Below are 15,065 nucleotides of genomic sequence, written 5' to 3' on the forward strand. Positions count from 1 at the left end.
TTATACCTGCTTGTCGTTCCGGGCGTCGTCTTTAGTCGCCGTGGTTTGCTGTTTGTCTGCCAGAGTTTTGGCGTTGAAGTCAGCGTCCTGCTCTTTCGGTTGATCCTTTTTATCGTCTTCATCGCCCATAGCTTTTTTGAAGCCACGAATGGAAGATCCTAAATCCGAACCCAGGTTACGAAGTTTGTTGGTACCGAACAGAAGAACAACAATGACGGCAATGATTAACAATTGCCAAATACTGATACCGCCCATGAGATATGCCTCTAATATTCTGTGAAAAACTGTTGACTGTAACGCACAGAAAGCCCGTATGATTTCGGGCTTTAGCTTGCGACATTACGCGATTTGCACCAGGCAGACAATCAGTTTGTCTTGCGCCAGCCAATAAGCCAGGTGACGATGCCAGCGGCCATTAATAGCGCCGGGAAGAAATCCCAATCCGGTCGACTTAACAGCACGGCGGTGCCACTTAATAACAGTGTAGCGCCTACACCAAACAGATAGCGCGCCTGATGATTGCGTGTTCGCTGTACGTTTAAATCGGTGACGAGTTTATCGACGCTGTGCTTCAATAATTTGTGCTGGCGCATGCTGTCGTAAAATAGCTCCGGCAACTCCGGCAGTTTTTCCGCCCAGTACGGCGCTTTCTCTTTCACCGCCCGCAAAATCGCCGGGATACCAATCTGATCTTTGATCCAATCTTCGAGGAAAGGCTTGGCCGTTTTCCACAGGTCAAGCTGCGGATAGAGCTGGCGGCCAATCCCTTCAATATACAGTAGCGTCTTCTGCAACAGCACCAGCTGCGGCTGCACTTCCATATTAAAGCGACGCGCGGTGTTGAACAGGTTGAGTAGCACGTGGCCAAACGAAATCTCAGCCAGCGGCTTTTCGAAAATCGGCTCACACACGGTACGAATGGCAAACTCAAAGTCTTCGACGTTGGTATCGGCCGGTACCCAGCCAGAATCCACATGCAGCTCGGCCACTTTGCGGTAATCGCGGTTAAAGAAGGCGATGAAGTTCTCGGCCAGATAGCGCTTATCTTCTTTGTTCAGCGAACCGACAATACCGCAGTCGATGCCGATGTATTGCGGATCTTCCGGGTGATCGTAGCTGACGAAGATATTGCCGGGATGCATATCGGCATGGAAGAAGCTGTCGCGGAATACCTGGGTGAAGAACACTTGCACACCGCGCTCGGCCAGCAGTTTCATGTTAACGCCGTGCTGCTCCAGCGTGGCGATATCTGAGATCGGAATGCCGTAAATGCGCTCCATCACCATCATCGATTCGCTGCAATAATCAGAAAACACTTCCGGCACATACAGCATGCGGCTTTGGTCAAAGTTACGACGCAGCTGGATGGCATTCGCCGCTTCACGCAGCAGATTCAGCTCATCAATTAAGGTCTTTTCGTAATCGCGCACCACTTCTACCGGACGCAGACGACGACCATCCGGCAACAAACGCGGCACCCACCGCGCCAGACGGTAAATCAGTCGCATATCGGCTCTGATCACCGGCAGGATGTCGGGACGAATCACTTTAATTACCACCGCGCGGCCGTTGGATTTCAGCGTTGCGGTATGCACCTGCGCGATAGAAGCCGAGGCCAGCGGTTTGATATCGAAGTCTTCAAACCAGGTTTCCACCGGGCCGCCAATCGACTTTTCAATCTGCTGTTTGGCTTTCACGCCATCAAATGGCGCAACGCGGTCCTGCAGCACCGCCAGTTCATCGGCAATCGCCGGTGGGAACAGATCGCGACGCGTCGAGAGCATTTGACCGAATTTGATCCACACCGGCCCCAACTGCTCCATCGCTAAACGGATGCGCACGCCGGCGGAAGCATCTTTATGTTGGTTAGGGATCCAGAAGATGCAGCGCCGCCACAAGCGTAAAAGCAGCGTGAAGCGCATGCGGGGAATCAGTTCATCAAGGCCGTAAGTCAGAAAGATCTTGATGATGAAGTATAAGCGCCGAATTTCTCCCAGCGTCATTTCGCCTCCAGCTGTGCCAAACGCGTTTCAAACGCATTGAGCGAACGTTCTATCGCTTCCACTTCCTCGCAAAACCATGCCAGTTCCAGTGCGCCCGGCGCAACGCGCCACTCTTCCGTCAGCACCTGACCAAGATAATCCTGGCGGCGGATGAACTGCTGCTGCACGAACTTCAGCGCCTGCTGTGCGGCCTGGCTTACGCCTTGCGCAGCGATATCGCCAATCCACGGTGCAAGATATTCCGCCGGATCCAGCTCGGCGAGATCCATCAGTGCGGAGAATTGCTGTACCACCTGCAAGTCGCCGTCCACCTCCAGTTCACCGCTACGAATCAGGCTGGTGAGCTGCTGGCGATCGCGCAGTTTCGGCAAAGTACTGACACGCAAACTCACCGTGCAGTCGCTGTTGTCTTGCCAATCACTCAGCACATCGAGTTGCGATTCGCTAAACACCAGCACCAAAGGAAAATCGAGCTCTTGCAGACGCAGCATCAATACCTTACCAGCCAAACGCTGGCGTGCGGCTTTCAGGCTGCGATCGCGATAGAGAACACGGTTCAGGGCGGTCTCAAGACCGCCGGTGATGAGAGGAGTTAAAGTCATGATGGATTAGAATTTAAATCCGCGATGCAGCGCGACAATACCGCCAGTCATGTTGAAGTAGGTGGTATTTTCAAAGCCCGCATCGTTCATCATCGCTTTCAGGGTTTCCTGATCGGGATGCATACGAATCGACTCCGCCAGATAGCGATAGCTTTCAGCGTCTTGCGCCACCAACTGACCAATACGCGGCAGAATGTGGAATGAATAGGTATCGTAAGCTTTGCTGAGCGGCTCCAGCAGCGGCTTCGAGAACTCCAGCACCAGCAGACGTCCGCCTGGCTTCAGCACGCGGAACATTGATGCCAGCGCTTTCTCTTTTTCGGTCACGTTACGCAAGCCGAATGAGATGGTGATGCAATCGAAGTAGTTATCCGGGAACGGCAGCGCTTCGGCATTCGCCTGCACATAGCTGACATTGCCCGACACGCCGAGATTACGCAGCTTTTCGCGGCCCATCTTCAGCATCGAGCTGTTGATGTCTGCCAGCACAACCTGGCCGGTTTCGCCCACCAGACGTGAGAATTTTGCCGTGAGATCGCCGGTACCACCCGCCAGATCCAACACGCGCTGACCGCGGCGCACGCCGCTGCTGTCAATGGTAAAACGCTTCCAGACACGATGGATGCCAAACGACATCAAATCGTTCATCAGGTCATATTTTGCCGCGACGGAGTGAAACACGTCCGCAACTTTATCGGCCTTTTCGCTTTTCGCGACGGTCTGGAAGCCAAAATGGGTAGTTTCCTGCTGTGATTCATCTGCCATCGGTTTTACCTGTTCCACAAACAATTCTTGCCGAAGTGTATCAGAGTCGCGCTACACGAGCACGCGACCACCGTGCTATTCGTTGATGCGGCGCAGCGAGTCTGTTGTTGGTTCTGCAACGTTTTCATCCTCGGTGCGATCGTCTGCCCAATCTTCATCCGCTTCTTCCGGCTGCGCTTGTTCAACCAGTTGCGGATTAATCGGACGTTTGATCTCCACGCCAAGCGAACGGAACGCTTCACTTTGTGCGATCAGATTGCCGCGCCCTTCAGACAGCTTTTTCATCGCCTGATGATAGCTTTGCTGCGCTTTGTCGAGATTGTGCCCGATGCCACTCATGTCATCGACAAACAGCCGCATTTTGTCGTACAGCCGCGTTGCCCGGTCGGCGATGCGCTGTGCGTTGCGGCTTTGATGCTCATAACGCCAGAGATTATTGATAGTACGCAGCGCCACCAGCAAAGTGGTGGGACTAACCAGCATAATGTTCTGCTGTAACGCTTCGCTAATCAGCTCGGGCTGACGATCAATCGCCAGCAGAAACGCCGGTTCCACCGGGATAAACATCAACACATAATCCAGAGAGCGTAAACCGGGCAATTGTTGGTAATCTTTACGGCTCAGCAGGCGAATGTGTCCGCGCATGGCACTAATGTGTTCCTGAATCGCCTGCTCACGCGTGGCTTCATCGTCGGCATTGAAGTAGCGTTCGTAGGCCACCAGCGTCATTTTGGCGTCAATCACCACATCTTTACCCTGCGGCAAACGCACGATCACATCCGGTTGCATCCTGCCCTGCTGTTCCAGCTGCACGCTAACCTGCGTTTGGTATTCGTAGCCTTCACGCAGGCCCGATGCTTCCAGCACGCGGGCCAACACCACTTCGCCCCAGTTTCCCTGAATTTTATTGTCGCCTTTCAGCGCTTTAGTAAGATTGACCGCTTCCTGCGCCATCTGTGCGTTGAGTTGTTGTAGCTGGCGAATTTCGTGGGTCAGCGTGTGACGTTCACGCGCTTCCAGGCCAAAGCTGTCGGTGACCTGACGGCGGAAACCGTCCAGCTGTTCGCGCAGCGGACCAATCAGGCTATTCAGGCTTTGACGGTTTTGTTCATCGACGCGCCGCCCGCTGTTTTCGAAGATGCGATTGGCGAGATTTTCAAACTGCGCGCTGAGGCGCTGTTCGCTGTTGGTCAGTAGTCGCTGCTTCTCTTCTGCACCGTAGCGCGTCTCTTCAAGACGAATGGTCACTTCGCGCAGTTCGGCTTCCTGCGCGCTGTTCACTTCCAGCTGATTTCGCAGTTCACGGCTGAGTTGTTCACTTTCGCCGCGCCAGTAATCAAGCTGCTGCAAACGTTCCTGCGCACCGCTCAGTGCACCGTGTAGCTGGCGCATCTCCTGCTCGCGTTGCTGGATTTGCTGCTGTAACTGTTCGAGCTGCTGCTGCTGACGCTGCTGCGCCTCTTCCAGCAGGCGACGCTCGGTGGTGAAGCTGGCGTGCTGATGACCGGCGCGCAGTTGAGCAATGATCCAGCCAATGCCCAAACCGGCCAGCGCCAGCGCGCCGCTAATGATAAGTTGCTGATCCATAATCCCCCCGCGGATCGACTTGCTGAGGGAAAAGGTAGAGCTCTACTGTATGAATGTCCAGATTTTTTTCCCTTCATACTTCAAGCCGCAGATGCGTTGGCTGCACGTTCTCACCCCAGTCACTTACTGATGTAAGCTCCCGGAGATTCGCCGCTTGCCGCCTTCCTGCGACTCGAATTATTTAGGGAAAACGTTCTCTAATTAGAGGGCTTTTACGGTGAGATCGCCCGCTTTCCACGCATCAATCAGGAAGAAGGGCATCGGCAACACCCATTCGGTTTCACCCTGGATTTTGGCCGGATAGGTCCAGCTTTTCCCGTCGTAGGTGATCTCAACCTGCTGCCAGCCGTTCTCAGCGTTTTCGACCTGGCCCGCCATGCTGGCAAAACCGGCGTTACTACCGACGTGGAAGCTGTCGGTTTGCCAGCGAATCGGCTGATGCGCCGGCCACGGTTGTGCATGATGGAAGCGGAAAATATCGTCATGATTCAAGATGCTCTCACGTACCGTCGGCCACAGCGCCACTTTGAGGAAGTACTGATCGGTAAATCGTTCGCTGCCTTCATATTGCGCGATAAAGTCACGCATCTGCTGCTCAACGTTGTGGAACACGCCGTGGCAGCCGCCCCACATGCCCGCCAGCAGCAGCTCGGTATGCGAGAAGTAATCGCGCATATGATGGAACCAGTAAGGCGAAGTCAGCCAGGCTTCTACCGCCACGACTTCGCGCTCGGACAGCAACGAATCCGCATCACGCACGATGTAGCGTTTGACGCTGGTATCGTCCATCACCAGAAAACGCCACAGCGTTGGGAAGATAGTTTTCTCATGCGACATATCCACCAGTTGGGTGTTTGGCTGCGTCAGGCGCTGCCAGACGTGCTGCGGCACGCTGTCGTCGAGATAGATGCGGCAGATCCAGTCGGGATAAAGCTCGCGCGCCACTTCGATGTTTTTAATCAAGGTTTCGCAGTAGCGTGGCTGACTGCCATACAGGCTAAAGGAGATGATATTTTCTGCCGGATTACTGCGGTTGATCGGCGGTGGTGCCTCAGAAGGGAAGGCGACTTTCGCCCCTTTACTGAAGGTCACATCGGATTTCTGCAGCGATTCGAGGCCGTACCGCGCCAACTCATCTTCTTTATTCAACCAGCCGCACACTTCGGTTAATCCATCCAGCCAGGTTTCCGATGCCTGCGCACGCTGCGCGGCCGGAGCCTGGTAGATCTTCTGGTAAATTTTATAAGATTTTTTGTATTCGCCAACGCGCATCAGGGTGAGCGCGTAGTCGCTGAGCACCTGCATATGATTGGGCAAGACGCGCAGCACTTCTTCACAGCATTGACGCGCAAGAGGATAATTATTCGCCGCCATCGCCTGGCGAAATCTCGCTGCTGCACCTTCAACGCGTGATTGTGCAGTAGCGGGATTATTCATGAAATTGGGACGTGAGACAGAAACCATTTTGCGCATAAGAAATTTCTCAGTAGCTGCTGAAATTGCGCGCATTCTAATCAGGAAATAGCGGGATTCCTTATAAGCCTGGTCTCGAATTCATCCCTGACTGGCGCACTAAATTAAGCGACGCGCGGCTTCAACCACAATTTTCACCGCATCACTTTCGGTCTGCTTCATGGTCGCGGCATCCGGGATCTCTTTTTGCGTACGGTTCACGATGACGCCAGCCACCATGCCGGCACGCAGTCCCTGACTGGCGCACATGGTTAACAGTGTAGCGGATTCCATCTCATAGTTGAGGACGCCCATTTGCTGCCACTCTTCCATTGAGCCCTGGAAGCGATTCACCACACGACCGGAGAAAGTGTCGTAGCGTTCCTGGCCTGGATAGAAGGTGTCAGATGAGGCGGTAATCCCAATGTGGGTTTTCGCGCCGCACGCTTCTGCCGCTGCCACCAGCGCGGTGGTGCAGGTGAAATCAGCCACGGCCGGGAACTCCATCGGCGCAAAGTGCAGGCTGGCACCGTCGAGGCGTACCGAAGCGGTAGTGACCAGCACATCGCCCACATTAATATGCGGCTGAATAGCGCCAGTGGTGCCAACCCGCAGGAAGGTGCGCACACCCAGTTGCGCCAGCTCTTCAACCGCAATTGACGTTGAAGGTCCGCCGATACCGGTGGAGCACACCACAACCGGTTTGCCATCCACTTCGGCCAGATAGCTGGTGAATTCACGGTGTGAAGCCAGATGCTGTGGATTGTCCATCAGCGCGGCGATTTTCTTTACGCGCTCAGGATCGCCAGGCACGATGGCCAACGTGGCTCCTTTCAAATCAGCTTTAGTAATGCCAAGGTGGAAAACGTCAGACTGGGCCATAACAGACTCCTGATAATTGGGGATGAGCGCGCCACTCTACGTGAGCAGGCGGCATAAATATGTGACTCAATTCACCATCGATAATGAAACTTACATTATCAGAAAAACATTATGTGACATAAATCACACATTAACGCTGTGCAATTCTGAATTGCTACAAGCGGTGCTGTGTAAGTGTTGTTGGCAATGTTAATAGAGAAGCAGCACACGTGAAAAAATCCCTCTGCACCCTACGCCAGCCTTGCTTCACTTCGCCAGGCTATAGTTACGTGATTGCGCATTTGCTAGCACGGAGAGAACAATGAAAACCGAAGACAATATGGCACAAAAAACGGCACCCGGCGGCTTTGCACCGGCCGTTCAGCCCACCGCAAGCAGCACCATTATTACCGGCAGCGACGCGATTCATGCTGGCGAGACCTCAGTTGCGAGCCAGGGCGAAAATCTGCCCGCCTATTACGCCCGACCAAAAGAGTATCAAGGCACCTTGCCGGTTGTGTTGGTGGTGCAGGAGATTTTCGGGGTGCACGAGCATATCCGCGATGTCTGCCGCCGTCTGGCGTTGGAAGGTTATCTGGCGATTGCTCCGGAACTCTATTTCCGTGAAGGCGATCCCAACGATTACCACGACATTCCCACGCTGTTCAAAGAGCTGGTGAGCAAAGTTCCGGATTCGCAGGTGTTGTCCGATCTCGATCATGTGGCCAACTGGGCCACGCGCCACGATGGTGATATCCGTCGCCTGGCGATTACCGGTTTCTGCTGGGGCGGACGCATTAGCTGGCTGTTTGCCGCGCACAATCCGCAGGTTCGCGCAGCGGTGGCGTGGTATGGCCGTTTAGACGGTGAGAAGACGCTGAAGCAACAGAAGCACCCGATCGATATCGCGGTGGATCTGAATGCGCCGGTGCTGGGTCTTTACGGTGGTCAGGATGAGAGCATCCCGCTGGAGAGCATTGATAAGATGCGACAGGCGCTGCATGCCGCCAATGCTAAAGCGGAGATCGTGGTGTATCCGGATGCGGGACATGCTTTCAACGCGGATTATCGTGCGAGCTATCACGCTGATTCCGCCAAAGATGGCTGGCAACGCATGCTGGCGTGGTTCGCGCAATATGGCGTAGCACCGAACGCGTAATAAAAAGGGGCGCGTATGCGCCCCCAATTTCATTCTTAACGACTAAACCGTTTCACCCCTCAGGTTCTGCGCCGCTTTTACCATGTTCGCCAGCGCCTGACGGGTTTCCGCCCAGCCACGCGTTTTTAGGCCACAATCCGGGTTAACCCACAGACGTTCTGCCGGGATGCTCTGCGCCGCTTTACGCAGCAACTCTTCTATCCACTCCACGCTCGGCACGTTTGGTGAGTGAATCTCATACACGCCCGGACCGATTTCGTTGGGATAGTCGAACTCCTTAAAGGTATCCAGCAGATCCATATCGGAACGTGAGGTTTCGATGGTGATAACGTCCGCATCCAGCGCGGCAATCGAGTCCATGATGTCATTGAACTCGCAGTAACACATGTGGGTATGGATCTGGGTTTCATTCTGCGCCACGGCGGCATTGAGACGGAACGCATCCACCGCCCAAGTCAGGTACGCCGCCCAATCGGACTGATGCAGCGGCAGGCCTTCGCGCAGTGCCGGTTCATCAATCTGAATAATGCCAATACCGGCTTTTTCCAGATCTTCCACTTCATCACGCAGCGCCAGCGCAATCTGTTTAGCGATGGTTTCACGGCTTACATCTTCACGCGGGAACGACCAGCAGAGAATCGTCACAGGACCAGTCAGCATGCCTTTCACCGGTTTATCGGTCAGCGACTGCGCGTATTTCGCCCACTCAACGGTGATGGCTTGCGGACGGCTTACGTCGCCGATGATGATCGGCGGTTTAACGCAGCGTGAGCCGTAGCTCTGTACCCAGCCGTTTTGGGTGAATACGAAGCCGTCGAGGTTTTCGCCGAAGTATTCCACCATGTCGTTACGTTCTGCTTCGCCATGCACCAGCACGTCGAGGCCCAAACGTTCCTGCTCCACAATCGCCTGTTTGATGTGTTCGGCGATGCCAGTGCGATAGTTTCCACCATCAATGTTGCCTTTTTTAAAGTCGAGGCGCAGGCCGCGAATTTCGGTGGTTTGCGGGAATGAACCTATGGTGGTGGTCGGCCACGCTGGCAGGTTAAAGCGGTGACGCTGCGCTTTGGCACGCTCGGAGTAGCTGCTGGCACGTTCAACGTCTCTGGCCTGAATTTTCGCCAGACGCTCGCCGACTGCGGCATTGTGAACGCGCGTGGAGTTGGCACGCGCACGAATCGGTGCGCTCCACTCAACCAACGAAGCGGCATCGTTGTTGTTCAGTGCATGACTCAGCAGTGCAAGCTCAGTGCACTTCTGCAGAGCAAAGGCGAACCAGCTTTTCACTTCCTCATCGAGGCGCGTTTCCACGCTGAGGTCGATTGGGCTGTGCAGCAGTGAGCAGGATGATCCAATCCACAATTGTTGACGCTGCCCCACCAGCGGCTGCAGGCGCGTAAACCAGCTGCTGAGATCGGCACGCCAGACGTTACGGCCATTGATTACGCCGACGGAGAGCAGCCAATCCGCGGGAATCTGCTGGTTCACCTGTTGGATGTCGTCTTTGCCGTGGACCAGGTCAACATGCAGACCTTGCACCGGCAGCGCTTTGATCACGTCGAGATTCTGACCGATGCTGTCGAAATAGGTGGTGAGCAGCAATTTGCTTTCGCCCTGCAGCGCGTCGTAAGCCGGTTTGAAGGCATCGCGCCACGCTTGCGGCAGTTCCAGCGCCAGTGCTGGCTCATCGATTTGTACCCATTCGATGCCGCGTTTTTTCAGTTCAGCCAGCACCTGTTGGTAAACCGGCAGAATGTCTTTAAGCAGTGACAGGCGGTCGAACGGCGTACCTTTCACTTTACCCAGCCACAAATAGGTAACCGGACCCAGCAGCACCGGTTTAATCTTGTGCCCGAGCGCCAGCGCTTCATCAACCTCATCCAGCAACTGAGTCCAGGTCAGTTTGAACTGCTGCCCTTGAGTGAATTCCGGCACCATGTAGTGATAGTTGGTGTTGAACCATTTGGTCATTTCCGCCGCTGCCGCCGGTTCACCGCTTGGTGCGCGGCCACGGCCAAGGCGGAACAGCGTGTCGAGATCGACCGAGCCATCCTGATTTTGGTGACGAGCTGGCACGTTACCCAACAGCAGGCTGGTGGTAAGTACGTGATCGTACCAGGCGAAATCGCCCACTGGCAGCAGATCCACGCCCGCCTCTTTCTGCTGTTGCCAGTGACGGGCGCGCAGTTCACGCCCCACCGCCAGTAGCTCTTCCTGTGAGCTTTTACCTGCCCAATAGCTTTCCTGTGCTTTTTTCAATTCACGACGCAATCCAACGCGAGGGAAACCGAGAGTATGGTTCAGAATGGTCATTTTCTGTTCTCCAGATATTCTTAACTGAATAGGGGGCAGAGATGTTTAGCCGTCCAGATGTTTACACCGCCATAATCTGCGGGTACTGTATGTTCCTCAAGCGCAATTTGTTCAATCTCGATGTGAAGGATTCTCATGATCGAACTCAAACACCTGCGGACGCTGCAGGCGTTACGGAACACCGGCTCGTTAGCTGCCGCCGCCTCCCAGCTTCATCAGACGCAATCGGCGTTATCCCACCAGTTCAGCGATCTGGAGCAGCGGCTGGGTTTTCGCCTGTTTGTGCGTAAAAGCCAGCCGCTGCGTTTTACGCCGCAGGGAGAGATTTTGCTGCAGTTGGCTGAGCAGGTTTTACCGCAGATTCAGCAGGCTTTGCAGGCGTGTCATGAGCCGCATCAGGCCACGTTGCGTATCGCCATTGAGTGTCACAGCTGTATTCAGTGGCTGACGCCCGCGCTAAATAATTTCCGCCAGAGCTGGCCGCAGGTGGTGATGGATTTCAAATCCGGCGTGACCTTTGATCCGCAACCCGCGTTGCAACAGGGCGAGCTGGATGTGGTGTTGACCTCCGATATTTTGCCGCGCAGTGGATTGTTTTATTCACCGATGTTCGATTTTGAAGTGCGTTTGGTGATGGCACCGGATCATCCTTTGGCGCAGCTTGAGCACATTGCTCCGGAAGATATGGCCGATGAAGTGCTGATGATTTATCCGGTGCAGCGTCAGCGTTTGGATGTGTGGCGCCATTTCCTGCAGCCTGCGGGCGTCAGTCCAGCCTTGAAGAGCGTCGATAACACGCTGCTGCTGATTCAGATGGTGTCGGCGCGCATGGGCATCGCCGCGTTGCCACATTGGGTAGTAGAGAATTTTGAGCAGCAGGGTTTGGTGGTGACCAAGACCTTAGGCAATGGTTTGTGGAGCCGCTTGTATGCCGCCGTACGCGAAGGCGAGCAGCGTCAACCGGTAATGGAAGCCTTTGTGCGGTTTGCCCGTCAGCACGCCTGTGAACATCTGCCCTTCGTGCGCGATGCCGCGCGTCCCGGCTCACTGCAAATCACCTCATCCTGATGTTGTTGGGCGGCGAAGGTCGCCCGCGCTATTATCCCTGCCCCGCCTGCTCTATAATGCGCCGCCTCAACCCGCGACCAAGAGAGTTTCACCATGATGAGTAACGATGTTCTGCGCAGCGTGCGCTATATGCTGGATTTGAGCGATAGCAAAGTGGTGGAGATTTTTGCCCTGGCGGGAAGTGAAGTGCCGCTGGAAGACGTGCAGGCGTGGATGAAGAAAGATGACGATGCCGCGTTTCGCAAGCTGCCAGATGTATTGATGGGCTATTTCCTTAACGGTCTGATTTTTTACCGTCGCGGTAAGAGTGAAGATGCGCCCGCGCCTTCGATTGAGCGCCGCATGAATAACAACATTTTCATGAAGAAATTGCGTATCGCCTTTGAGCTGAAGACCACCGATATTCCGGATGTGCTGCTGAAAGCGAACTTCAAGATTTCACAGGCTGAGGTTGGCGCGATTTTCCGCAACCCGGATCATAAAAATTTCCGCGAATGCGGCGATCAGATTCTGCGTAATTTCCTGAAAGGGTTGACGATGATTCATCGTCCGGGGCCGGCTAAGAAGGGTTAATCGCTTCTTTGTTCGAGCCGGGTCAGGGATAGCGCGGCAGATCGCAAAGGGAAACCACTTCCCTGTGGATCAGCCTCGCCATCCATGGCTCGGATGCTTTGCTCCTCTGCCGCGCTATCCCTTCCCTTTTAGCCTATGCGTTGCTTTGGGCCGTCTTGCCTAGCACCCAGCGTTTGTGCACATAAAGGGATGCGAAAATCACGGCGGCACCGGCGAGAAAACTTGGCCAATGCGGTTTCTCCTGCCAGATCGCCAGATTCACCAGCAAGCCCGCTGGCACATGCATGTTGTTCATAATACCCAGCGTGCCAGCATCCACCTGCGTAGCGCCGTAGTTCCACATGAAGTAACCCAAACCTGAAGCCGCCACGCCCAGCCACACCAGAATGCCCCACTGCAGCGACGTGGTCGGCAGTTTGTTCGGATTGCCCCACAAGCTCCAGGCGATCACCGCGATCATCACCGCGCCCAGATAGAACCACGAAAATGCGGTGTGCTGCGGCATCGGGCGAGTTTCCTGCAGGCGTTTGTAGCCCACCATGCCGATGGCGAAGCAGATGTTTGCCGCCTGTACCAGCAGCAAGCCAAACCAGAAATGGTCGCTGACTTTGTCGTAACGAATAATCGCCGCACCAATTACCGCCAGTAGCGCGCTGAAGGCATAGCCGATACGCAGCGGACGTCGGCTGAGCAAATCGTAGATCAGCGTGACATACAGCGGCGTCATCACGGTGAACAGCAGGAACTCGGTCACGCTAAGATACAGATAAGCCTCAAAGCTTAATAAATACATGATGCCAAGCTGCAGCATGCCCACCAGCATATACAGCAGGATGGTGGAAGCACGGTAACCGCGCCAGCGCAGGAACGGCAGGAAAACGATGGCGGCGAGCGCCAGACGCATCAAAACAGAGAACCAGGAATCCACCTGACCAGCAAGGTATTCCCCGATCAAACTGAAGGAAAAGGCCCACAGAATGGTGGTAACGATCAGTAACGGCACGGTAACGATCCCAAAATGAACAGTGGCGCTAGTGTAAACAAACTGTCGAAATCGGGGTGAACTATCTGGTTTACAAGTGGATAAAATAACGACGAATAATTTTCGAACCTCATTTTTACGACCGGCTAAAAATGCGCGAAATACAACATTTCCTGGTTTTTTTCGCTCTCCATTGTCATAAAACTGTAACATATGTGTCACATGTCACAGTAACTGCGCGTGACCATCACTATCCTTTGCGCGAAATGGAAACTTCGCTTTGCCATTTTTACTGCCTGTTTTTGCCCCAACCTGCTGGGAACTCATAACTATATCGCGCCCTGGAGGGCCACACTCATGTTGAGTATTTTCAAACCTGCACCGCATCGCCCACAAGTGGCCGATGATCGTGTTGATCCGCTTTATCGTCGTCTGCGCTGGCAGATTTTCCTGGGAATATTTTTTGGCTATGCCGCCTACTATTTGGTGCGTAAAAACTTTGCGCTGGCAATGCCTTATCTGGTGGAACAAGGCTTCTCGCGCGGCGATCTCGGCTTTGCGCTATCGGGCATTTCCATCGCTTACGGCTTCTCGAAATTCATTATGGGCTCGGTCTCAGACCGCTCGAATCCGCGCGTGTTTTTGCCCGCCGGATTGATCCTTGCCGCAGCGGTAATGTTGGTGATGGGGTTCGTGCCGTGGGCCACCTCCAGCATCATGGTGATGTTTGTGCTGCTGTTCCTGTGCGGCTGGTTCCAGGGCATGGGCTGGCCGCCGTGCGGACGCACCATGGTGCACTGGTGGTCGCAGAAAGAGCGCGGCGGAATTGTGTCGGTGTGGAACTGCGCGCATAACGTCGGCGGCGGTATTCCTCCGCTGCTGTTCCTGCTCGGCATGGCGTGGTTTAACGACTGGAAAGCCGCGCTGTATATGCCGGCGTTTGGCGCCATCCTCATCGCGATTATCGCCTTCGCCTTGATGCGTGACACACCACAATCTTGCGGTTTACCGCCGATTGAAGCGTGGAAAAATGATTATCCGCCGGATTACAACGAGGATCACGAGCAGGAGCTGACGGCGAAGCAGATTTTCATGCTGTACATTCTGCCCAACAAGCTGCTGTGGTACATCGCACTGGCGAACGTGTTTGTGTACCTGCTGCGTTACGGCATTCTCGACTGGTCGCCGACCTACCTGAAAGAGGTGAAGCACTTCACGCTGGATAAATCCTCGTGGGCCTACTTCTTTTACGAATATGCCGGTATTCCCGGCACGCTGCTGTGCGGCTGGATGTCGGACAAAGTGTTCCGCGGCAACCGTGGCGCGACCGGCGTGTTCTTTATGACTTTGGTGACCATCGCTACCGTGGTGTACTGGCTGAATCCTCCAGGCAATCCAGGCATCGACATGCTGTGCATGATTGTGATCGGCTTCCTGATTTACGGTCCTGTGATGCTGATTGGCTTGCACGCGCTGGAACTGGCACCGAAAAAAGCGGCCGGAACGGCAGCGGGCTTTACCGGGCTGTTTGGCTATCTCGGCGGATCGGTTGCGGCGAGTGCGATTGTCGGTTACACCGTGGATTATTTCGGCTGGGACGGCGGATTCATTGTGATGATTGGCGGATCGGTGCTGGCAGTGATTCTGCTGCTGCTCACCATGGTCAGTGAGCACAAACACAAGAAACAGTTGGCATAACT

At 54.6% G+C, this 15,065-nt stretch carries 13 protein-coding genes; 4 read left to right on the top strand and 9 right to left on the bottom strand.

Going from position 1 to position 15,065, the window contains the following annotated elements; all coding sequences use genetic code 11:
* From tatA to udp, 7 genes are all read right to left on the bottom strand, one after another.
* A complete protein-coding gene (gene tatA, locus Q3H59_RS19180; RefSeq protein ID WP_008105810.1) occupies positions 1 to 255 on the bottom strand; it encodes a Sec-independent protein translocase subunit TatA in 255 nt (84 codons plus the stop codon).
* 110 nt (positions 256 to 365) lie between these two features.
* The gene (gene ubiB / locus Q3H59_RS19185; RefSeq protein ID WP_101763734.1) at positions 366 to 2,003 is read right to left on the bottom strand and encodes a ubiquinone biosynthesis regulatory protein kinase UbiB; all 1,638 of its coding nucleotides are present in this window, start codon (positions 2,001 to 2,003) and stop codon (positions 366 to 368) included.
* A complete protein-coding gene (locus Q3H59_RS19190; RefSeq protein WP_110867936.1) occupies positions 2,000 to 2,605 on the bottom strand; it encodes an SCP2 domain-containing protein in 606 nt (201 codons plus the stop codon). Before Q3H59_RS19190 ends, ubiB begins: the two co-directional genes overlap by 4 nt.
* Positions 2,606 to 2,611: 6 nt before the next feature.
* Positions 2,612 to 3,370 carry a bifunctional demethylmenaquinone methyltransferase/2-methoxy-6-polyprenyl-1,4-benzoquinol methylase UbiE gene (ubiE, locus tag Q3H59_RS19195; RefSeq protein WP_008105805.1) on the bottom strand — a complete coding sequence of 253 codons (759 nt, stop codon included), beginning with the start codon at positions 3,368 to 3,370 and terminating at the stop codon, positions 2,612 to 2,614.
* Between the two features lie 75 nt (positions 3,371 to 3,445).
* Complete coding sequence (gene rmuC, locus Q3H59_RS19200) at positions 3,446 to 4,957, bottom strand: DNA recombination protein RmuC (protein ID WP_101763736.1); 1,512 nt, start codon at positions 4,955 to 4,957, stop codon at positions 3,446 to 3,448.
* Between the two features lie 201 nt (positions 4,958 to 5,158).
* On the bottom strand, positions 5,159 to 6,430 hold the full coding sequence (locus tag Q3H59_RS19205; RefSeq protein ID WP_280172315.1) for a tetratricopeptide repeat protein: 1,272 nt from the start codon (positions 6,428 to 6,430) through the stop codon (positions 5,159 to 5,161).
* Between the two features lie 99 nt (positions 6,431 to 6,529).
* Positions 6,530 to 7,291: a uridine phosphorylase gene (gene udp / locus Q3H59_RS19210; RefSeq protein ID WP_101763737.1), complete on the bottom strand. Its 762-nt coding sequence runs from the start codon at positions 7,289 to 7,291 to the stop codon at positions 6,530 to 6,532.
* Between the two features lie 301 nt (positions 7,292 to 7,592).
* Between udp and Q3H59_RS19215 the strand changes: the two genes are divergently transcribed.
* Complete coding sequence (locus Q3H59_RS19215) at positions 7,593 to 8,429, top strand: dienelactone hydrolase family protein (protein ID WP_137384919.1); 837 nt, start codon at positions 7,593 to 7,595, stop codon at positions 8,427 to 8,429.
* A 42-nt stretch (positions 8,430 to 8,471) separates the two neighbouring features.
* Here the strand turns inward: Q3H59_RS19215 and metE are convergent, their stop codons facing one another.
* The gene (gene metE, locus Q3H59_RS19220; protein ID WP_309836389.1) at positions 8,472 to 10,742 is read right to left on the bottom strand and encodes a 5-methyltetrahydropteroyltriglutamate--homocysteine S-methyltransferase; all 2,271 of its coding nucleotides are present in this window, start codon (positions 10,740 to 10,742) and stop codon (positions 8,472 to 8,474) included.
* Between the two features lie 135 nt (positions 10,743 to 10,877).
* On the opposite strand from metE, the gene metR reads away from it, so the two are divergent.
* Both metR and Q3H59_RS19230 read left to right on the top strand, forming a co-directional pair.
* Positions 10,878 to 11,810 (top strand): HTH-type transcriptional regulator MetR, encoded by a 933-nt coding sequence (gene metR / locus Q3H59_RS19225; RefSeq protein ID WP_110867932.1) that lies wholly within the window; start codon positions 10,878 to 10,880, stop codon positions 11,808 to 11,810.
* A 93-nt stretch (positions 11,811 to 11,903) separates the two neighbouring features.
* Positions 11,904 to 12,383, top strand: coding sequence for a DUF1456 family protein (locus tag Q3H59_RS19230; protein ID WP_101763741.1), 480 nt, complete (start codon positions 11,904 to 11,906; stop codon positions 12,381 to 12,383).
* 133 nt (positions 12,384 to 12,516) lie between these two features.
* Here Q3H59_RS19230 and Q3H59_RS19235 read toward each other — a convergent pair whose 3' ends face one another.
* A complete protein-coding gene (locus Q3H59_RS19235) occupies positions 12,517 to 13,386 on the bottom strand; it encodes a carboxylate/amino acid/amine transporter (protein ID WP_277974370.1) in 870 nt (289 codons plus the stop codon).
* 336 nt (positions 13,387 to 13,722) lie between these two features.
* On the opposite strand from Q3H59_RS19235, the gene glpT reads away from it, so the two are divergent.
* Positions 13,723 to 15,063 (top strand): glycerol-3-phosphate transporter, encoded by a 1,341-nt coding sequence (gene glpT, locus Q3H59_RS19240; RefSeq protein WP_309836392.1) that lies wholly within the window; start codon positions 13,723 to 13,725, stop codon positions 15,061 to 15,063.
* The last annotated feature ends 2 nt before the right edge of the window (positions 15,064 to 15,065 follow it).

It is taken from the genome of Pantoea sp. SORGH_AS_0659 (genome assembly GCF_031453915.1).
GTDB classification, from domain to species: domain Bacteria; phylum Pseudomonadota; class Gammaproteobacteria; order Enterobacterales; family Enterobacteriaceae; genus Pantoea; species Pantoea leporis.